This window comes from Nonomuraea zeae (assembly GCF_005889725.1).
In the GTDB taxonomy this organism is placed as follows: domain Bacteria; phylum Actinomycetota; class Actinomycetes; order Streptosporangiales; family Streptosporangiaceae; genus Nonomuraea; species Nonomuraea zeae.
In genome coordinates this window covers 1-18,542 of record NZ_VCKX01000164.1, presented here as the reverse complement: position 1 = coordinate 18,542, position 18,542 = coordinate 1, and the positions used below count along the sequence as shown (strand labels likewise).

The 18,542-nt window shown below is 72.1% G+C and carries 17 protein-coding genes; 8 read left to right on the top strand and 9 right to left on the bottom strand.

Going from position 1 to position 18,542, the window contains the following annotated elements; genetic code table 11:
* Positions 1–6: 6 nt before the first annotated feature.
* A complete protein-coding gene (locus ETD85_RS38655; protein ID WP_138694785.1) occupies positions 7–1,266 on the top strand; it encodes a Gfo/Idh/MocA family protein in 1,260 nt (419 codons plus the stop codon).
* On the opposite strand, the gene ETD85_RS38650 is transcribed toward ETD85_RS38655, so the two are convergent.
* From ETD85_RS38650 to ETD85_RS38640, 3 genes are read right to left on the bottom strand one after another with little or no spacing between them, the layout of a single operon-like run.
* Positions 1,256–2,731 carry a glycosyltransferase gene (locus ETD85_RS38650; protein ID WP_138694784.1) on the bottom strand — a complete coding sequence of 492 codons (1,476 nt, stop codon included), beginning with the start codon at positions 2,729–2,731 and terminating at the stop codon, positions 1,256–1,258. The genes ETD85_RS38655 and ETD85_RS38650 overlap by 11 nt on opposite strands.
* The gene (locus ETD85_RS38645; protein ID WP_138694783.1) at positions 2,728–5,082 is read right to left on the bottom strand and encodes a glycosyltransferase family 2 protein; all 2,355 of its coding nucleotides are present in this window, start codon (positions 5,080–5,082) and stop codon (positions 2,728–2,730) included. The genes ETD85_RS38650 and ETD85_RS38645 overlap by 4 nt, the downstream gene beginning before the upstream one ends.
* A gap of 8 nt (positions 5,083–5,090) precedes the next feature.
* Positions 5,091–5,528: a GtrA family protein gene (locus tag ETD85_RS38640; RefSeq protein WP_170247073.1), complete on the bottom strand. Its 438-nt coding sequence runs from the start codon at positions 5,526–5,528 to the stop codon at positions 5,091–5,093.
* Positions 5,529–5,968: 440 nt separating this feature from the next.
* Between ETD85_RS38640 and ETD85_RS38635 the strand changes: the two genes are divergently transcribed.
* Positions 5,969–6,532: an RICIN domain-containing protein gene (locus ETD85_RS38635; RefSeq protein ID WP_138694781.1), complete on the top strand. Its 564-nt coding sequence runs from the start codon at positions 5,969–5,971 to the stop codon at positions 6,530–6,532.
* A 59-nt stretch (positions 6,533–6,591) separates the two neighbouring features.
* Here the strand turns inward: ETD85_RS38635 and ETD85_RS38630 are convergent, their stop codons facing one another.
* The 3 genes from ETD85_RS38630 to ETD85_RS38620 form a co-directional block, all read right to left on the bottom strand.
* Positions 6,592–7,692: a 5-methyltetrahydropteroyltriglutamate--homocysteine S-methyltransferase gene (locus tag ETD85_RS38630; protein WP_138694780.1), complete on the bottom strand. Its 1,101-nt coding sequence runs from the start codon at positions 7,690–7,692 to the stop codon at positions 6,592–6,594.
* Between the two features lie 83 nt (positions 7,693–7,775).
* Positions 7,776–9,245 (bottom strand): acyl-CoA synthetase, encoded by a 1,470-nt coding sequence (locus ETD85_RS38625; RefSeq protein ID WP_138694779.1) that lies wholly within the window; start codon positions 9,243–9,245, stop codon positions 7,776–7,778.
* A gap of 51 nt (positions 9,246–9,296) precedes the next feature.
* Positions 9,297–10,088 carry a PaaX family transcriptional regulator gene (locus ETD85_RS38620; RefSeq protein WP_240779706.1) on the bottom strand — a complete coding sequence of 264 codons (792 nt, stop codon included), beginning with the start codon at positions 10,086–10,088 and terminating at the stop codon, positions 9,297–9,299.
* 149 nt (positions 10,089–10,237) lie between these two features.
* On the opposite strand from ETD85_RS38620, the gene ETD85_RS38615 reads away from it, so the two are divergent.
* From ETD85_RS38615 to ETD85_RS38595, 5 genes are read left to right on the top strand one after another with little or no spacing between them, the layout of a single operon-like run.
* Positions 10,238–11,434, top strand: a complete 1,197-nt coding sequence (locus tag ETD85_RS38615; RefSeq protein ID WP_138694777.1) for an ABC transporter substrate-binding protein — start codon at positions 10,238–10,240, stop codon at positions 11,432–11,434.
* A gap of 3 nt (positions 11,435–11,437) precedes the next feature.
* Entirely contained in the window at positions 11,438–12,193 is a 756-nt protein-coding gene (locus tag ETD85_RS38610) for an ABC transporter ATP-binding protein (RefSeq protein ID WP_138694776.1), read from the top strand.
* Positions 12,190–12,849 carry an ABC transporter ATP-binding protein gene (locus ETD85_RS38605; RefSeq protein WP_138694775.1) on the top strand — a complete coding sequence of 220 codons (660 nt, stop codon included), beginning with the start codon at positions 12,190–12,192 and terminating at the stop codon, positions 12,847–12,849. The genes ETD85_RS38610 and ETD85_RS38605 overlap by 4 nt, the downstream gene beginning before the upstream one ends.
* Entirely contained in the window at positions 12,846–13,706 is an 861-nt protein-coding gene (locus tag ETD85_RS38600) for a branched-chain amino acid ABC transporter permease (protein ID WP_138694774.1), read from the top strand. The genes ETD85_RS38605 and ETD85_RS38600 overlap by 4 nt, the downstream gene beginning before the upstream one ends.
* Complete coding sequence (locus ETD85_RS38595) at positions 13,703–14,680, top strand: branched-chain amino acid ABC transporter permease (protein WP_138694773.1); 978 nt, start codon at positions 13,703–13,705, stop codon at positions 14,678–14,680. Before ETD85_RS38600 ends, ETD85_RS38595 begins: the two co-directional genes overlap by 4 nt.
* Before the next feature lie 69 nt (positions 14,681–14,749).
* On the opposite strand, the gene ETD85_RS38590 is transcribed toward ETD85_RS38595, so the two are convergent.
* From ETD85_RS38590 to ETD85_RS38580, 3 genes are read right to left on the bottom strand one after another with little or no spacing between them, the layout of a single operon-like run.
* A complete protein-coding gene (locus ETD85_RS38590) occupies positions 14,750–15,046 on the bottom strand; it encodes a hypothetical protein (RefSeq protein ID WP_138694772.1) in 297 nt (98 codons plus the stop codon).
* 13 nt (positions 15,047–15,059) lie between these two features.
* Entirely contained in the window at positions 15,060–15,314 is a 255-nt protein-coding gene (locus ETD85_RS38585; RefSeq protein ID WP_138694771.1) for a hypothetical protein, read from the bottom strand.
* Positions 15,315–15,330: 16 nt separating this feature from the next.
* On the bottom strand, positions 15,331–17,076 hold the full coding sequence (locus ETD85_RS38580; protein ID WP_240779705.1) for a S8 family serine peptidase: 1,746 nt from the start codon (positions 17,074–17,076) through the stop codon (positions 15,331–15,333).
* 301 nt (positions 17,077–17,377) lie between these two features.
* Here ETD85_RS38580 and ETD85_RS38575 point away from each other — a divergent pair.
* Positions 17,378–18,542 (top strand): AAA family ATPase (locus tag ETD85_RS38575; protein ID WP_240779704.1); only part of this gene is annotated, 1,165 nt, incomplete at its 3' end.

The following is an 18,542-nucleotide window of genomic DNA, read 5'->3' as shown; positions in this document are numbered from 1 at the left end:
GGTTCCATGACTGAGGTGACTCTAGCCGTCGTCGGCGGCGGCCTGCGAGGGCTGACCTACGCGCGCCGCGCGCACGCCACGGGCGCGGGGCGGGTGGTGGCGGTGGCGGAGCCCGACCCGCAGCGGCGCGCCGCGTTCGCCGCGGAATTCGGGATCGCGCCCGAGCTGGCGCACCCGGGCTGGAAGGAGCTGGCGGCGGCGGGCCGGCTCGCGGACGCGGCGGTCATCGCCACGCACGACCAGCTGCACACCGATCCCGCCGTGACGCTGGCCGGCCTCGGTTACCACATTCTCCTGGAGAAGCCGATGGCCACGAGCGAGCGGGAGGCGGCCAGGATCGCCGACGCGGCCCGGCGCAACGGCATCCTGCTCGCCGTCTGCCACGTGCTGCGGTACACGCCGTACACGCGGGTGGTGCGGGGGCTGCTCGACGAGGGCCGCATCGGGCGGCTGATCAGCGTGCAGCACCTGGAGCCCGTCGGGTGGTGGCACGACGCGCACTCCTTCGTGCGCGGGCACTGGCGGCGCCAGGACACCTCGGCGCCGATGCTGCTGGCCAAGGCGTGCCACGACATCGACTGGCTGGTCCACCTGTTCGGCCGGCCGCCCGCCCGGGTGTCGTCGTTCGGCTCGCTGTCGCACTTCCACGCCGGGGACCGGCCGTCAGGCGCGGCCGACCGGTGTCTCGACTGCCCGCTGGAGCCGTCGTGCCCGTATTCGGCGCCGCGGCTCTATCTGGGATGCCTGGGGGACCCCGAGCGCGAGTTCTGGCCGCTGTCGGCCGTCACGCCAGGGCGCACCGAGGAGGACGTGCTGGCGGCGCTGCGCACGGGCCCGTACGGCCGGTGCGTGTACGCCTGCGACAACGACGTCGTGGACCACCAGGAGGTCGTGATGGAGTTCGACGACGGCGCGACGTGCTCGTTCACGATGAGCGCGTTCACGCCGATGGAGCACCGCCGTACCCGCCTGTTCGGGACGCACGGCTACGTCGACGGCGACGGGACCACGCTGCGGCTGGTCGACTTCAGGACCGGCGAGGAGGAGCTCATCCACACGAACGATCCAGGCGCGGACGCGGCCGGGCCCTCGGCCGCCGACGGCCACGGGGGCGGCGACGAGGGGCTCACCGACGCCTTCCTGGCCGCCGTCGCGTCGGGCGATCCGTCGCTGCTGCGCTCGGACGCGGCCGAGAGCCTGATGACGCACCGCGTCGTCTGGGCCGCCGAGCAGGCCAGGCTCACGGGCTCGGTGGTCACGCTCTGACCGGGACGCCGGCGTCGTGGTCGACGAGCCCGTGCTCGGTGAGCTCCCAGAAGTACCGCCGGCTCGGCCGGGCCAGCTGGAAGAGCGCCTTGTACGCGGCCACGCTCATCAGCCCCCAGTAGAGCGGGACGGTGAGCATCGCGCGCACGGCGGGGAACAGGCCGCGTTCCATGCAGCCGGCCATCATGCAGTAGATCATCAGGAAGTTGCCGAAGACCATGGTCGCCGCGCCGAAATAGAGCGACGCGGGCGGGAAGAGGGCCTCCACGAAGCGCGAACCGGTGCAGAGGTAGAGCAGCGTCAACGCCCAGAAGAACGGGTTGACCAGGGTGGTGAGCGTGGAGAAGCCCATGGTCAGGTGGAAGGCCGCGGTCCGCCTGGTGCCGAGCTGGCGCCAGAGCCGGACCGGATGCCGGGTGTGCACCAGCCAGGTCTGGATGTAGCCCTTGATCCAGCGGCTGCGCTGCCGGATCCAGTTGCCCAGGCGGCTGTTGGCCTCCTCCTCGGTGACCGACACCATCATCCGCACGTCCCAGCCGCGCCGGGCGATGCGGATGCCGAGGTCGGCGTCCTCCGTGACGTTGTAGGGGTCCCAGCCGCCCAGGGTGCGCAGCGCGTCGGTGCGGAAGTGGTTCGAGGTGCCGCCCAGCGGGATCGCCAGCCGGTACCGGTCGAGACCGCGCAGCAGAAGGCTGAAGTTGGTGGCGTACTCGGCGGCGAAGCACCGGGTCAGCCAGTTGGTCCACGGGTTCCAGTACTGGAGCTCGGCCTGGACGCACACGACCCGGTCGGGCAGCCCGCGGAAGGCGTGCACGGCCTTGCGGAGCTGGTCGGGGTCGGGGCGGTCCTCGGCGTCGAAGATGACCACGAACTCGCCGCGCGTGCGGGCCAGCCCGATGTTGCACGCCTTGGGCTTGGTACGCGGCAGCGAGGGCGGCACGAGCACGACCTCGAACGGCTCGGCCAGCTCGGGCAGCGCCGCCCTGGTCTCGTCGTCGTCCTCCTCGACCAGCAGCATGATCTGCAGCAGCTCGGCGGGATAGTCCAGGCTCCCGAGCCGGTCGAGCAGGTACGGCAGCACCTTCGCCTCGCGGTGCAGCGGCACGAGCACGGTGTAGACGGGCAGCCCCTCGTCGGGCGTGCGGCTCGGCCCCTCCTCGTCGAAGGCGATGATCGACGATCCCATCGCGCCCAGCACCATGGCCGTCCTGAAGACGAGCACGAGCACGTAGACCGCGGTCATGAACGCGACCAGCGCCTGGCCCCACCACAGCGGCGACGGCCCCCAGCCGGTCGCCAGGTGCAGGAGCGGCAGGCCCGCGAACGTGCCCAGCGCCACCCAGCCGGCGGCGGCCTGCCTCTTGCTCAGCAGCCGCCACGCGCTCGACTCGGCGACGGTGAGGCCGTCGCGGTCCGGCCGGGGCGTGCCCGGAGTGCCGGCCGGTTCGAGCTCTGTCCTGGTCATGGCGTTTCCTTCCGGCGATAGATCTGCTGGGTCCCGTCCTGGTAGACCAGGGTGTAGTCGCGGGTGAGCGCCGGCCCGCCGTGCAGCGCCCGCCAGGTGCGGTCCTCCTCCCCCGGGATGGTGCGCAGGTAGATCCAGCGGATGCCGCTGCCGGCCGGGTCCTTCAGCGCCCGGTCCCACAGGCGGAAGGCGCCCTCGTAGACGATGCGGCCGAGCGGGATGCGGGAGTCGAAGACGACCGTCTCGTTGTCGTAGTTCTCCATCAGCACCCTGCCGCCGTCGTAGTGGCCGCGCAGCCACTTCACCGCGGCCGTGACCGCCCGCTCGTCCCAGCCCGCGTCCCAGTCCAGCGGCTCGGCGAGGGTGGCCGTGCCGGGCACCGCCAGCACGGTGGCGACGACGGCGGCCGCGAGCGTGCTCTGGATCCAGCGCTCGCGCACCGGCCGGCGCGGCGACACGAGGTGCCCGGCGACCAGCGACACCAGATAGCCGGCGAACACCGCCGCCGCCAGCGCCATCACCAGGCCGAAGCGCACGTTGTAGAAGTCCCCGTGGGTCTCCGGCAGGTGCAGCGGGCGCTGCCCCGCATAGAGGGCGTACACGAAGAAGGGCATGAAGACCAGCAGGGTGTAGGGGGCGACCGCCTCGATCCGGAGCCGCCGCCGCCACGCGTACGCCAGCAGGCCCAACGCCGCCGCGGCCAGGGTCAGGTGGCCGAGGTCGTGCACCATGGCCTGCGAGTACGTCAGCCACGACCGGTCCAGCGCGCCGATGTTCCGGTCGGCGGGCGACACCCACAGCGACGGCTTGGCGTATTCGCCCGAGTGCCAGTAGAGCCAGTCGCCGAAGATCACCCGGCTCCACGTCACCCAGCCCAGGACGCCGCTGAACGCCACGACCCCGAAGAAGATCAGCTGCGCCTCCGCCTGGGACCGGCCGCGCCGGCGGCGCCACGAGACGTACCCGACCACCGCCGTCATGGCCAGCGCCAGCACCCAGCCCTCGTAGCGGGTCAGCGTGGCCAGCAGCGTCGCGGCCGAGGCGAACGTGAGCTGGGTGTAGCGGCCGGTGCGGCACCAGATCTGGAGATGGTGGACGGCCGCGGCGGTGCACGCGAAGAGCAGCAGCTCGGTCATCGGGGTGCTCTGCAGGTAGAGCACGTTGGGGTTGAGCGCGAACAGGCCGGCCGCCGCGACCCCGGCCGCCCGGCCGCGCGCGCTGGACACCGTACGCGCGCCGTCGCCCGCCATGCCGGCGGCGATCAGGTACAGGTACCGCACGGTCACCAGGTAGGAGACCATCGAGATCAGCGAGCCGGCCAGACCCGAGTAGAAGACGGCGTCATGCCAGATGAACGGCAGCGCCAGCACGTGCGGCAGCGGCGGCCAGACGCCTCCGAGCTGCGCCAGGCCAGCCGTCGGGCTGTCGATCACCCGGCGCGCGATGAGGAGGTGGGAGCTGCTGTCGTTGTAGAGCAGCACGGCCCCCTGCCCGAAGTGGTGGAGGAACGCGACCAGCGACAGGACCGCGCAGGCCGCCATCAGCAGGGCGAGCACCGGGTCCTCCGGGCGCAGCAGCCGCCGTGCCCAGCGCCACCGGCCCCCGCCGCGAACCAGGTTCCCGTAGGCCGGGGCGAGCGCGGGCAGGGACCTGGCGATGGTCCGCAACGACGCTCCGCCGGGCCGGGCGCTCCCGGCCGGGCCGTCCAGCGGATGCTCGATGATCCGCAGCTCCCCGTCCCCCGCCCTGGACCGCGACGCGGGCTCGGCCGGCACGCTCGCGCCGCCCGCTTCGCGCTCGTCCAGCAGCCGGCAGTCGAGCAGCCGGTAGTCCCAGAGGGCGTCGCGGCCGTGGGTGCCCAGCAGCAGGCGGCCGGCCACCGGCCGCACCCGCCCGCCGGCCCGGCGGAACAGCGGCCCCGCCCACTCGCGGAACCCGATCACCGCGTCGGCCCGCTCCTCGCGCTGGACGCGCAGCAGCACCGGCAGGTCGGTGGGCTTGAGCCGGCCGTCCGCCCCGAGCAGCAGCAGCCGCCCCATGCTCGTCCGCTCCAGCGCGGCCTTGATGCCGGTGCGGATCGCCGCCTCGTGGCCCTGCCTGTCGTCGTGGCGCACGGCCACGATCCGGTCCGGATACCGCGCGGCCAGCTCGTCCAGCACCTGGCCCGTCCCGTCCGGGCTGCCGTCGTCGACGACCACGATCCGGTGGTCGTGCCCGGCCTGCGCCATCGTCGCCAGAAAGCCCTCGACCGTGCTCTCCAGGCTCTCCGCCTGAGCGTGGACGGGCATGATGACGGCCACGCCGTCAGTGGTGGTCCTCGTGCCGCGCGGCGCGCGTTCCAGGTCCGCCATCGCTCCCGTCACCGCCCCTGTGCTTCGGCGGCCACCGCGACGCCCGCGCCGGGCCGCACCCATCTGGAACGGCGCATGCGGAAGACCGCCCGGTCACAGATCAGGTAGTTGGCCACGGACCCGGTCAGCACGCCGAGCGCGGCGGCCGGCAGCGCGCCGAGCGCCCGGTAGCTCACGGAGAAGACGGCCGTGTTGATCGCGAGCGCCAGGACCGCGGTGGCGTTGTAGGAGGCCCAGCGCCGCCGCAGCGCGGATCTGGCCCAGCCCGGGGGCCGGTCCCGCCAGGTCCACCCCGAGCTGAGCAGGAAGTTGAGCTGCGCCGAGAGGAGGAAACCGGCCGCGTTGGACAGCGGCCAGGGAGCGCCGAGCCCGGCCAGCAGGACGGCGCAGACGTACTGGAAGGAGAAACAGAAGCTTCCGACCGTGACGAATCTCAGAATGCGCAAAATGGTGCAAGTCATATATCGTCCCCGCCACGAGTCTTAGCTGGCTTTTCGAGCGGCAAGGCGGTATACGCCACGAGATTTCATCGCTAGCACCCCTGCCGCACCGATTATCACCGTAGGCCCGACTCAGCTACCGTTGCGGCATTCAAAGCCCTGGCAAAGAGACCAATCGCCCCATAGCTCCGGCAGACCCCCGCAGCTCAGAGCGCCCCTTAGTCCGTTTTATCCTCATAAATAAAGGACATTCCGTGCGCCGCCACACCCTTACCAGCACTTGAAGAGAACGCGCTGGCGTGTGCGAAGGCCAACGCGTATAGCCGCAGTTAGCATGTGATCCGCGACAATGAGCGTTGTTCGCGTTGTGCGGTCGTTCGTCCTGTGCAGTACGGCGTATTCAGCACGCCCAGGGACCGGCCATTCACCACAGAAAAGGATCTGACATGAGGTTCCCCACCACCACCCGCGCCGCCGGCCGCCTGACACGGCTGATCACCGGTGGCGCCATCTCGGCGCTCACGCTGGCGGCGCTGCCCTCGACGCCCGCCGGCGCGGCGACGAACCCGTGGTACGACAGCGTTGTGGAGATCCAGACGTTCGCCGACAGGTGCTTCGACGTGGCGGGCGCCAGCACGCAGGACGGCGCGCCGATCATCCAGTTCGGCTGTGACGGCAAGTCGCACCAGCGCTTCCGGATCAGGCGGCTGAGCAACGGGCAGGTCGCGTTCCAGACCTTCTCCGGCAAGTGCCTGGACGTCCAGCGCGCGAGCGAGGCCGACGGCACGCCGATCATCCAGTTCCGCTGCCACGGCCGCCCGAACCAGCGGTTCTGGATCGAGCCGGCCACCCGCGGCCGGGTGCAGATCCGCACCTTCTCCGGCAAGTGCCTGGACGTCAGCAACGCGAGCATGAACGACGGCGCGGCGATCGTCGCCTTCCCGTGCTGGAACAACGCCAACCAGCGCTTCCACCTGGACAACGTCATGAACTGGCGCTGGTCCAGCTGAGCACGGACCGCCCCCGGGCCGCGGGCCGAGGGCGGTTCGTCAGCTTTCAGGGCGGCTGATCAGCCCCAGACCTCCTGGGCGGTCTCGACGATCAGCCGCAGCTTGGCGAACTGCTGGTCGGCCGTGAGCTCGTTGCCCTCCACCGTGGAGGAGAACCCGCACTGCGGCGACAGGCAGAGCTGGTCCAGGTCGATGAACTTGGCCGCCTCGTCGATGCGCCGCTTGAGGGTGTCCTTCGACTCCAGCTCCCCCCGCTTGGTGGTCACCAGCCCCAGCACGACCATCTTGCCCGGCGGCACGAAGCGCAGCGGCTCGAACCCGCCCGAGCGCTCGTCGTCGTACTCCAGGAAGAACCCGTCCACCTTGAGCTCCCCGAACAGCGCCTCGGCCACGAAGTCGTAGCTGCCGGAAGCGGCCCAGGAGGAGCGGAAGTTGCCGCGGCACATGTGCGTCGTGATCGTCATGCCCGCCGGCTTGGCCGCGATGGCGGCGTTGATCTGCTTGATGTAACGCAGGTGCATGTGCTCGGCGTCGTCGCCGCGGGAGGCCAGCTCGGCCCGCTGGGCCGGGTCGTTCAGATAGGCCAGGCTGGTGTCGTCGAACTGCAGGTACGTGCATCCCAGCGCGCCGATCCTGCGCACCTGCTCGGCGTAGGCCGCGCTGAGGTCGCGCCAGAACTCCTCGACGTCGGGATAGACCGCCGGATCGATGGCGGCCGGGCCGCCCCGGTAGTGGACCATGCTCGGCGAGGGGATGGTCAGCTTGGGCACCGCCGTCGTCACGGTGTCGCGCAGGAACGCGTAGTCGTCGGCGAAGATCGGCTCGGTCAGCCTGATCCGGTCGTGGACCCGCAGCGCCGCCGGGGTGAACTCGATGTCGCCCGCCTGGTTGTGGAAGCGGACCGTGATGTGCTCGTCCGTCGCCTGGCCGACGCCGCCGAGCCGGTAGATGAAGTCCATGTGCCAGGAGGCCCGGCGGAACTCGCCGTCGGTCGCGCTCTGCAGGCCGGTCTCCTCCTGCCTGCGTACGACCTCTCTGATGGCCTCGTCCTCGGCCTCGCGGAGGGCTTCGCCCGTGAGGTCGTCACGGGCGCGGAGCAGCGCCTGCGGGCGGAGGAGGCTGCCGACGTGGTCCGCTCGGAAGGGGGGCGAGGTGCGCATTGCAGATCATCTCCGCTGGTCGTAGAGGTTGAGCAGTCGTACGGCGTTCGCTGTCCATCACATGGGCCGGGCACGCGGGCCGGTCAGCCTCCGTAGAGCGTTCTGAGCGGGGCTTTGAGCAGCTTGCCGGCGGCGTTCTTGGGCAGCTCAGGGACGAATTGGAGATATTTCGGGATTTTGAAGCGGGCTAACCGGCCGTCCAGGTGCTTCAGCAGCTCGTCGGTCCCGGCGCTCGACTCGGGCCGCAGGACGACCAGGGCCTTGCCGACCTCGCCCCACCTGTCGTCGGGCACGCCGATCACCGCGCACTCGGCGACCGCGGGATGCTCGTACAGGACGCTCTCCACCTCGGCCGGGTAGACGTTCTCGCCGCCGGAGATGATCACGTCCTTGAGCCGGTCGGAGATGCGGACGTAGCCGTCCTCGTCGGCGACGCCGACGTCTCCCGAGCGGAACCATCCGTCGGGCGAGAGCACCTTCGCGCTCTCCTCCGGCCGCTGCCAGTAGCCCGGCATCACGTTCGGGCCCTGGACGTACACCTCGCCGGGCTCGCCGGGCAGCGCCGGGGCCCCGCCGGGCGCGACCAGGCGGACGTCGGAGAAGAAGCACGGCACGCCCGCCGAGCCCGCCTTGGCGATCGAGTGCTCGGCTCCCAGGAAGAGCGCGCCGGGGGCGGTCTCGGTCATCCCGTACCCCTGGAGGAACGTCAGCCCCCGATCCTGATATATCCGGATCAGCGGCTCGGGCACCGGCGCTCCCCCGCACAACAGGTGCCGCAGGCTGGACAGATCCGCCCGCGCCCACCGCGGCGACCTGGCCAGGAATCCGAACATCGACGGCACCCCGAACATCACCGTCACCCGCTCGGACTCGATCAGCTCGAACGTCCTGTCCACGTCGAACGAGGGCTCCAGGACGACCCGGCCGCCCTTGAGCACCGTCGGGACGAGCGTCTGGGCCAGCGCCGCGATGTGGAACAGCGGCGCGCTGACCAGCGTCACCTCGTCGTGCGCGAGCGGCACGTCCACCAGCAGGTTGAAGGTGTTCCAGGTGAGGTTGCCGTGGGTGAGCACGGCGCCCTTCGGGTGTCCCGTGGTGCCCGACGTGTACATGATCAGGCAGGGGTCGTCCTGGCCTACCGGCTCGTCGATCGGCTCGGGCGAGCCGGACTCGGTCAGCTCCGCCAGCCGGGCGGCCGTGATGAGCCGGCCCGGCAGCCCATCGCCGTCGCGCTCCTCGCCCAGCACGAGCGCGGAGACCCGGGCGTCGTCCAGGATGTAGCGCAGCTCCGGCGTGGCCAGCCGGGCGTTGAGCGGCACGAACACCGCGCCGAGCAGCCCCGCCGCGAAGAACGTCTCGACCAGCCCCGGCTGGTTGACCCCCAGGTACGCCACCCGCTCCCCGCGCCCCACGCCCAGCGCCGAAGCCAGCCGGTACGTCCGCTCGCGCAGGTCACGGTAGGTCCGGTCGCGGCCCCGGTAGGTCAGCGCCACGCGGTCGGGCGTCATGCGCGCCCGGCGTGCCGGCCATGACCCGATCCCCTGATTCCGCATCGGCACTCCTTGACGCTCAATCCCTCAAGCTAGGCCACTATGCGATTGCTGTCACCGTTCTGCCCAAGTTTCGTCGGGAACGGCGTCCAGCAGCCGCGCCGCCACCTCCGCCGCCTCCGGCCTGAACCGCTCGTGCAGCGTGTGGCAAACCCGCTGCGCCTTCTCGGCGGGCCAGTCGTGCGGCAGGTGGCGCAGCGGGAGCCGCGGATCGGTCCTGATGATCTGCAGCCACTCGGTGAGCAGCGTGAGCGAGCGGGCCAGGTCGTCGGGCGCCTCCGGCGCGGGATCGGCCTGGTCCCAGCGGCGCAGGAACGCGCGGTAGCGCTCGCCCAGCCCCGCCAGGTCGTAGGCGTCCCTGACCAGGGCCTGCATGTCGGTGGGCGGCCGGGGCTCGGCGGAGAAGACCTTCACCCCCGTGCCGAGGTCCTCGATCACGCCGGCCGCGTCCACCTCGCCTGGAGCGATCCACAGCCCGTTCTGCAACGGGCCGAACCCGGCCCAGATCAGCCGCGAGCGCAGCTCGTGCCGCTGCCGCTGCCAGGACTCCGGCAGCGAGAAGCCGACCAGCGTCCACCGCTCGCCGTCCCCGTCGTTGACGACGCCGCTGTGCCAGATCCGCCGCTCGCCGTCCTTGAGCACCTCGGCGCTGGCCGGAGTGAGCCCGAAGTACATGCGCCGGCCGGAGCGCTGGCGGCGCAGGAGACCGCGCCGGACCATCCGGGTCAGCGTCGAGCGCGTCGCCTCCTCCGAGATCTTCACCCTGGCGAACGCCTCGATGAAGCTGCCCGACGACACGCAGATCCCGCGGCCGTATACGTGGTCACCGAGAAAGGTCAGAATCACCGACTGAGGCCGCATATCACCCTCTCCGGATATTAGGCACTCTATTGACAGCCGTAATGTACCTGCCTACATTCAGGGCCACGCGACGGGTCCCGGCGGCCGGCCGGCCCACGCAGCCCGGCCGTAACCACACGGTCCAGGAGGTCCTGATGCGCAGGCTTCTTCCGTCCCTGGTCTGTCTCCTGCTCGCCGCCACCGCGTGCGGCGGCGGCGGTGGCGGCGGTGGTGGATCCGGCGCCCAGGATCCGATCAAGGTGGGCCTCATCGTCTCCCTGACCGGCAACTACACGCCGCTCGGCAGCGAGGACAAGAAGGCCGTCGAGCTGGCGGTCGAGCAGGTCAACGCGCAGGGCGGGCTGCTCGGTCGCAAGGTGGAGCTGGTCTCCCGCGACGACAAGACCGCCCCCGACCAGGGCATCGTGGCCTACAACCAGATCAAGGGCGAGATCGACGCGCTGATCGGGCCGGTGTTCTCCAACTCGGCGCTGGCGATCGAGCCGCTGGCGCAGCGCGACAAGATGCCGTACCTGTCGCTCGCCCCGGCCCAGGAGCAGGTCGAGCCGATCAAGTCGTACGTCTTCGTGACCCCCGCCCTGTCCAGCATGTACGCCGAGCGCTACCTGCAGTACATCCAGTCCCAGGGCATCAAGACGGTGGCGGTGGCCTGGGACTCCAAGAGCGCCTACTCGGTCTCAGGGCACAAGTCCATGGTCGCGCTCGCGCCGAAGTACAACGTGAAGATCTCCGTGGACGAGCCGTACGAGACCACGACCTCCGACTTCAGCCCCGTGTTCCAGCACGTGCGCGACTCCGACGCCGAGGCCCTGGTGTTCTGGGGGTCGGGCGCGCCCGGCGTGACGGCCGCCAAGCAGTACGTGGCCTCGGGGCTCAAGACGCCGCTGTTCCTGACCGCGTCCCAGGCCAGCAAGCTGTGGCTGGAGCCGATGGGCGCCGCCGCGGAGGGCATGACCGTGCAGAGCGCCATCGGCGTCGTCGGCGAGCACCTGCCCGACGGCAAGCAGAAGCAGATCATCGACCAGATGGCCAAGCCGTACCAGCAGAAGCACGGCTACCCGCCACCGCAGTTCGCGCAGGACGGATACAGCGCGAGCCTGCTGCTGTTCGAGGCGATCAGGAAGGCGAACAGCACCGACAAGGCCAAGGTCCAGCAGGCCCTGGAGACCATGGATCTGATCACGCCGAACGGCCGCTTCCGCTACTCCGCCACCGACCACTCCGGGCTCTCCCCCGAGTTCATCTCGGTCAACACGGTGAAGAACGGCCAGTTCGTCCCCACAGACTGGGCCAAGCAACAGCTCACCAAGACCGTCACCGCGGCGGGTTAGCGCGTGCTGACGGTCACGGGAGTCTCGCGCTCCTTCGGGGGCGTCTACGCCGTCCGCGACGTCTCGCTGAGCGTCGCGGACGGCGAGGTCTGCGGCGTCATCGGCCCGAACGGGGCCGGCAAGTCCACCCTGTTCAACCTGATCACCGGGCACCTGGCGCCGGACCACGGCCAGATCTCCTTCCTCGGCCGGCGCGTGGACCGGCTCGCGCCGCACCGGCGGGCCAGGCTCGGCATGTCCATCGTCTTCCAGGCGGCCAGGGTCTTCCGCGGCATGACCGTCAGGGAGAACGTCATGGTCGGCCTGCACGGGCGCACCAGCGCCGGCTTCGTCTCGGCGGCGCTGCGGCTGCCGCGGCACCGGCGCGACGAGCGCGAGATCGCCCAGGCCGCGGACGCCGCCCTGGCCAGGGTGGGGCTGGCCGAGTGGACCGACAGGCCCGCCGACCTGCTGCCCATCGGCCAGCAGCGGGCGCTGCAGCTGGCCCGCGCCCTGTGCGCCCGCCCCCGGCTGCTGCTGCTCGACGAGCCCGCCTCCGGGCTGCGCGGCAGCGAGCGCGAGCGGCTCGCCGCGCTGGTGGAGGAGCTGCGCGCGAGCGGGCTGACGATCCTGCTCATCGAGCACGACGTCGCGTTCGTGACCCGGCTGGCCGACCGCGTCGTGGTGCTCGACCTGGGCCAGGTCATCGCGGACGGCTCGCCGGCCGAGGTGCGGGCCGATCCGCTCGTGCTCGCCGCCTACCTCGGACAGGCCACATGATCGATGTCAAGGACCTGGTGGTCTCGTACGGCACCGCCACCGCGCTCGAACACGTCACGCTCACCGTGCGGCGGGGCGAGATGGTCGCCCTGCTCGGCCCCAACGGCGCCGGCAAGTCCACGCTGGCCAACACCCTCGCCGGCCTGCTCAAGCCGGCTTCCGGCACGGTGGAGGTGACCGGCCGGCTGGCGCTCATCCCCGAGGGCCGCCAGCTCTTCCCCGACCTGACCGTCGCCGACAACCTGGCGCTGGGCGGCTGGCGCTCGGGCGAGCGGGACCCGGCCCTCGTCTACGACCTGCTGCCCAGGCTGGCCGAGCTGGCCGGGCGGCGGGCGGGCGTGCTGTCCGGCGGCGAGCAGCAGATGGTGGCGTTCGGGCGGGCGATGATGTCGCGGCCGGAGGCCCTGGTGGTGGACGAGCTGTCTCTCGGGCTGGCCCCGAACGTGACCGCCGACCTGGCCGAGCACCTGACCACGCTGAACCGGGAGCAGGGGCTGACCGTGCTGCTCATCGAGCAGAACGCGCGGCTGGCCTTCGACCTGTGCCGGCGGGCGTACGTGCTGGAGTCCGGGCGGCTGGTGACCGAGGGCGACTGCGCGGAGCTGGCCGGCGATCCCCGGGTGGCCAGCGCGTACCTGGGCGGGGCGATCACATGAGCGCCTTCCTCACCTACCTGCTCAACGGCCTGGCGGTCGGGTGCGCGATCGCGCTCATCGCCAGCGGCCTGGTCACCATCCACCGGGTCACCGGCGTGGTGAACTTCGCGCAGGGGACGTTCGCCGTCGTCGCGGGGCTGTGCACGTCCTCGCTGCTCGGGCTCGGGTTCCCGCACGGGCTCAGCGAGGCCGCCGCCGTCCTGGCGGCCGCGCTCGCGGGCCTGCTGACGGGGCTGGCCGCCATCGGCCGGCGCGGCACCACGCCGCTGGCCTCGCTGATCGTCACGCTCGGCGTGGGCGTGCTCGCGTACGCCGTCGAGATCGTGCTCTGGGGCGACCAGCCGCGCTCGGCCCCCGGGCTGGCGGGCTCGGTGATCGTGGCCGGAGCGCGGATCCAGACGCAGCACCTGCTCGTCATCGGCGTGACGGCGGCCGCCTTCCTGCTGCTCGCGCTCTTCTTCGGGCGCACCTATCTGGGCAAGGCGCTGACCGCGTGCGCGTCGAACCCGTACGCCGCCCGCGTGGTCGGCATCGACGTCCGGCTGATGGGGCTGCTGGCGTTCGCGCTGGGCGGGCTGCTCGGCGGCATCGCGGGAGTGCTGGTCACGCCGCTGCGGCCGATCTCGTTCGACACCGACGTCACGCTCATCGTCAACGGCTTCGCCGCCGCCGTGTTCGGCGCGCTCACCCGGCCGGTGATCACCCTCGCCGGCGCCCTGCTGCTGGGCGTGGCCGAGACCATGGCCGCGGGCTACGGTTACGGGTCCCATCAGCTGGAGGTGGCGCTCGGTCTCATGCTCCTCGTCATGATCGTGCAGGCGAGCCGGCACTCGGCCATCTCGCAGGAGTCCACATGATCAGGCTGGTGGCCGGGCTCCTGGTCGCCGTCGTGACGCTCGCGCTGCCCGCGGTGCTGGACGACAGCGCGCTGGCGGTGTACATCCTGCTGGGCCTGGCGGCCATCGTCACCGTCGGGGTCTCTCTGCTCATGGGGTACGCCGGGCAGGTCTCGCTCGGCCAGGGCGCGTTCTACGCCATCGGCGCGTACACGGCCGCGCTGCTCGCGCTCAACGGCGTGCCGCCGCTGGTGGGCCTGGTCGCCGCGCCGCTGGTGGCGGCCGTCTCCGCGCTGGTGATCGGCACGCCGCTGCTGCGGCTGCGCGGGCACCATCTGGCGTTCGCCACGCTGGCCATGCAGCTCATCCTGCTCTCGCTGGCCGGGCAGCTGGAGATCACCGGCGGGGACATCGGGCTGCAGGCCATCCCGCAGTTCGGCGTCGGGTCGTACGAGATGGGCAGCGCGCCCGCGTACGCGTACATGACCTGGGCGGGGCTGGCGCTGGTGATGCTGGTGACGCACAACGTCATCACCTCGCGGCCGGGCCGGGCGCTGCGGGCGCTGGCCACCAGCGAGACCGCCGCCGCCTCCTCCGGGATCCCCGTCGGGCGGTACAAGCTGGTCGTCTTCGCGCTGTCGGCGGCCTTCGCCGGGCTCGCGGGCGGCATCTACTGCTTCTACACCGGCTACGTGGCGCCGGGGTCGTTCCCGGTGCTCATCTCGATCCAGTACATCGTCATGGCCGTCGTCGGCGGCCTGGGCACGATCTGGGGCGCGGTCGTGGGCGCGGCCGCGATCACGCTGCTGGTGCAGGGGCTGAACAGCCTGGCCGCGCTGCCGGGGATGCCCACGTACGCGCCGAGCGTGCTGTCCTACGCCGTCTACGCGCTCGTGCTGATCCTGGTCGTGCTGTTCCTGCCGAACGGGCTGCTGCCCGCCGTCGCCGGCCGCCTGTCGAGGAAGCGCGGAAGCCCGCCGGTCGAGACCCGCTGAGCCTCATATGCGGCGGGCCGCCCCAACACACCCACGAGTGTCGAGGCGGCCGTTTTTCACCAGCGTGAGCTAGCCTCGCGGGGCCGCGCCGCCGTCTATAGTCCGCCGCCCGTCGCCGGCCGCCGTCGCGGTGGCTCCCGGGCGGGCCCCGAGCCGCTCGACCAGGTCGGCCGGCGCCGCGCCCGCGTCGTACGGACCGGCCGCGGGCTCGGCGGACCCGGCGAAGGCCGGGACCTGGCCGGGCGCCGTGGCCGCGCCCGGCTGGGCGGCGCCGGCGCTCAGCGTCTCCATGCTTCCTTCTCGGGCCTCGCCCGCCTGGCCGGGCCGGGGCACGTCGGTGCCGTCGAACTCGAAATGGACGCGCATGGCTGCCCCCCTGCTAGTTGAGCACCGCGTAGCGGGCCTCGATGTTGACGTCCTGCCCGGTGACGTTGCGGATGGTGATCCAGTACGTGATCCGGTCGGCGCTCGCCCGCTCGACCGCGACGTCCCACTCGATCTGCGCCGCGCCGGGCACGGGAGAGGTGGACATCACGTTCCAGTCGACCTGCCAGGCCGCCGGCCAGTTGAAGGTGAACCAGCGGCGGGACTGGTTCGCCGGCACGGTCCCGGTGAACTGCACTCCTACGAACATGGGTAGCCCTTTCTGCTCACCATCCGAGTACGGCGTAGCGGCCTTCGATCCCGACCTGGCTCTGGGTGAGGTTCGAGACGCAGATCCAGTAAGTGGCGTAGGTGTCAGAGGCCCGCTCGACGCGCGTGCGCCAGCGGATCTGCGGCGCACCCGGCTGCGGCGTCGTCGGCACGACCGTCCACAGCACGTGCCAGTGCGCGGGCCAGTTGAAGGTGAACCAGCAGGCGGTCTGGCCGGGCCCCAGAACGCCGGTGAACTGGGTGCCGGTCCAGACGGCCGCGGCCTGCAGCACCCTGGGCAGCATCGCGCGCAGGTCGGGACGGTTCCCGATGCGCTGGGCGCGTGGCCGTCCCGGCGCGTCGGCCTGCGCCGAGCCGGTGGCGCGCAGCTCGGCGCGGGCGCGGGCGGGAGTGAGCGGGATCCGCCCCGCGGCGCGCAGCGCTCCCTGGACGTCGCCGAGCACGCCGGTGACGATCGGGGTGGCGCTGGAGGTGCCGGAGAAGCGGTCGGTGTACCACTCGCCCTCGTTCGGGCCGCCCTGGAGGTCGCCAGGGCCGCCGCCGAGGCCGCCCGTGGTCGTGACCTCCCTGCCCCAGCCCTGGACGTCCACGGCGGCGCCCCAGTTGGAGAAGTCGAGGCGGGAGCGGTCGGGGCCGTGGTCGCGGCCGTGGGTGCCGGGCGGCGGCGCGCCCGCGCCGACCAGGATCGAGCCGGAGTCGCGAGCCGTCCGGTCGAACGGGTTGCGCCACGTCTGCGGGAATCCGGCGGGCCGGGTCGAGTAGAGCGGGTCGTCGAGGTCCTCCGCGCCGTTGCCGGCCGCTGAGACGACGACCACGCCGCGGGCGACGGCGTACCTGATGGCCTGGTAGTCGTCCTCCCACCACTCGACCGGGATGAATCCGCGCTGGTCGGCGCGGTTCGCGAAGGCGAACCTGGGTCCCGGCCTGTGCAGCTCGATGATGATCAGGTCGCCGGGGCGCAGCCGGTCCGCGGCGTTCTTGATCGCCGCCGCGCTGCCGATGCCGAAGATGGACACGGCACTGACCTGGGCGTCGGGGCAGATGCCGGTGATGCCGCGCTGGTTCGCGTCACCGCCGAACTCGCCCACGACGGACGTGCCGTGGTTGCGCCACCCGAGGTCCGTCGTCGGCGTGCCGCCGACCACACCGCCCTGGTTGGCCAGCAGGTCCTCGTGGCTGAACTGCCAGGCGCCTTCGATGTCGATGATGTTGACGTTCGCGCCCCTGCCGCCCGGAACGGTCCAGGAGTGGCGGGCGTCGACTCCTCCCGGCGCGGGGTCGAGGTAGCCCTGCCGCGTGACGAAGTCGGGGGTCTGCGCGGGCGGTCCCTCCTTGGCCTCCGGCACCATCTCGTCGGTGCGGACGGGGGGCTGCGCGCCCGGCTTGACGTACGCGGCCTCGACGACCTCGGCCGCCATCGCGCGCTCCGCGAGGCTTTCGAGCTGGCCGTCGGGGGCCAGGACCCGGTAGAAGACCGACAGGTCGGGCAGGCCGGGGGTGTCGTCGGCGGCGAGGGCGGCCCGCAAATGCTCCTCGGAGCCGAACATGGGCACCATCGTGACGTTCGCGGCGCCGGTGATCTCCTGGAGCGGGGTGATGTCCATCCCGGCGGCCGAGGAGATCCCCGAGGCGTCGGTGGTCAGGCGGGCGCTGGGCTTGGCGATGACGACCAGCTCGCGCTCTGTCGGGTACGGGGACGGGGTGCTGCTGCTTCGATCGGTTCGGCGTTTGTTCGGTGGCATGGCATTCCTTCTCACATGATCCCGCGTGTGCTCATTGCGCCTCTTCCGGCGGCACGCACGTGCCGGGTCAGCCAGCGGCATTCCTCCAGACTTGCGGGAAGGCTCCGGATTCGCTCCGGCAAAGCTCCCCGACTGTATTTCTGGCGCGCCCGGCCGCGCCCCGGGCGGCGGCTCGGGGATTTCCCTAGTCGTGCGCGGTGCCCGGCCGGCCGCGACCACCAGGGACATCACCCTTCCGGCTGCGCCCTGGCATCGGGGACATCAGCCTCACCTTCCGAACGTCCTCTTTCAGTCCTGACATATGCGCGTAACACTGGACGACGTGTCCCCTGTCACGTCATTGAACGACGTGCCACCCGGCACGCGCGTGCCCATGCTGCGCGGGCGCGCCCGGGAAGAGGCCGTGTTGGTGCGGCTGCTCGACGGCGCCCGGTCCGGCTCCGGCGGAGCGCTGCTGCTGTCGGGCGCGCCGGGGGTGGGCAAGACGGCGCTGCTCGACCTCGCCGCGGCGCTGGCCGGCCCCGCTTTCCTGGTGCTGCGGGTCTCGGGCGTGGAGCCGGAGTCGCGGCTTCCGTACGCGGGGCTGCACGGCCTGCTGCGGCCGGTCGCCGCGGCGGCCTCGGCGCTGCCGGAAGCGCAGGCACGGGCGCTGACGCAGGCGCTGGAGTCCGGCTCGGGCGGCGGCGGGCTCGCGCTGCCCGCCGCCGTGCTCGGCCTGCTGGCCGCGGTGGCCGCCGACCGCCCGGTGCTGGCCTGCGTGGACGACGTGGACCGGCTCGACCGGGAGAGCCGGGAGGCGCTGGCGTTCGCGGCCAGGCGGGTGCCCGGTGAGCCGGTCGTCCTGTTGTTCGCGGCGCGCGACGGGGGCCCGGACGGGGTGCCGGCCCGGGCGCTGGGCGGCCTGGACGAGGCCGCGGTCAGGGAGCTGGCCGGCGACCTGGCCACCGTACGGCTGCCGGAGGACCTGCTGGCGGCGCTCGACCAGATCGCGCGGGGCAACCCGCAGGCGCTGGGCGAGCTCATCGGCGCGCTCACCCCTGACCAGCTCGCCGGGCTGGCCGCCCCGCCCGCGACGCTGCCGAGGGGCGGGCGGCTGTGGCGGGAGCACGCGGCCAGGCTCGCCGCCCTGCCCGCGGACGCGCGGCGGCTGGTGCTGCTGATCGCCGCCGATCCCGGCCTGGACGTGGCGACCCTCATCGAGGCCGCCCGTCCCGCGTGCGCGCTGGCCACGCTGGAGCCGGCCGAGCGCGCGGGCATCCTGCACTCGGCCGGGGACCGCTACGACTTCCGGGAGCCGGCGATGCGGGCGGTGGCGTACTTCGACGCCTCGCTCTCCGAACGCCGCCGCGCCCACCGCCGCCTCGCCCACCTGCTGGACGCCGCCCAAGCCACCGGACGTCCGGACGCGGACGGGCGGACCGATACGGACGGCGCGGCGGACGCGGGTGGGCGGGGCGGTGCGGAGC

Excerpts from the sequence above, each read along its gene's own strand:
- ETD85_RS38635 (WP_138694781.1), top strand. The coding sequence starts at position 5,969 with ATGAGGTTCCCCACCACCACCCGCGCCGCCGGCCGCCTGACACGGCTG.
- ETD85_RS38650 (WP_138694784.1), bottom strand. The coding sequence starts at position 2,731 with ATGACCAGGACAGAGCTCGAACCGGCCGGCACTCCGGGCACGCCCCGG.
- ETD85_RS38655 (WP_138694785.1), top strand. The coding sequence starts at position 7 with ATGACTGAGGTGACTCTAGCCGTCGTCGGCGGCGGCCTGCGAGGGCTG.
- ETD85_RS38595 (WP_138694773.1), top strand. The coding sequence starts at position 13,703 with ATGATCAGGCTGGTGGCCGGGCTCCTGGTCGCCGTCGTGACGCTCGCG.
- ETD85_RS38630 (WP_138694780.1), bottom strand. The coding sequence starts at position 7,692 with ATGCGCACCTCGCCCCCCTTCCGAGCGGACCACGTCGGCAGCCTCCTC.
- ETD85_RS38645 (WP_138694783.1), bottom strand. The coding sequence starts at position 5,082 with ATGGCGGACCTGGAACGCGCGCCGCGCGGCACGAGGACCACCACTGAC.
- ETD85_RS38605 (WP_138694775.1), top strand. The coding sequence starts at position 12,190 with ATGATCGATGTCAAGGACCTGGTGGTCTCGTACGGCACCGCCACCGCG.
- ETD85_RS38600 (WP_138694774.1), top strand. The coding sequence starts at position 12,846 with ATGAGCGCCTTCCTCACCTACCTGCTCAACGGCCTGGCGGTCGGGTGC.
- ETD85_RS38615 (WP_138694777.1), top strand. The coding sequence starts at position 10,238 with ATGCGCAGGCTTCTTCCGTCCCTGGTCTGTCTCCTGCTCGCCGCCACC.
- ETD85_RS38585 (WP_138694771.1), bottom strand. The coding sequence starts at position 15,314 with ATGTTCGTAGGAGTGCAGTTCACCGGGACCGTGCCGGCGAACCAGTCC.
- ETD85_RS38590 (WP_138694772.1), bottom strand. The coding sequence starts at position 15,046 with ATGCGCGTCCATTTCGAGTTCGACGGCACCGACGTGCCCCGGCCCGGC.
- ETD85_RS38580 (WP_240779705.1), bottom strand. The coding sequence starts at position 17,076 with ATGCCACCGAACAAACGCCGAACCGATCGAAGCAGCAGCACCCCGTCC.
- ETD85_RS38625 (WP_138694779.1), bottom strand. The coding sequence starts at position 9,245 with ATGCGGAATCAGGGGATCGGGTCATGGCCGGCACGCCGGGCGCGCATG.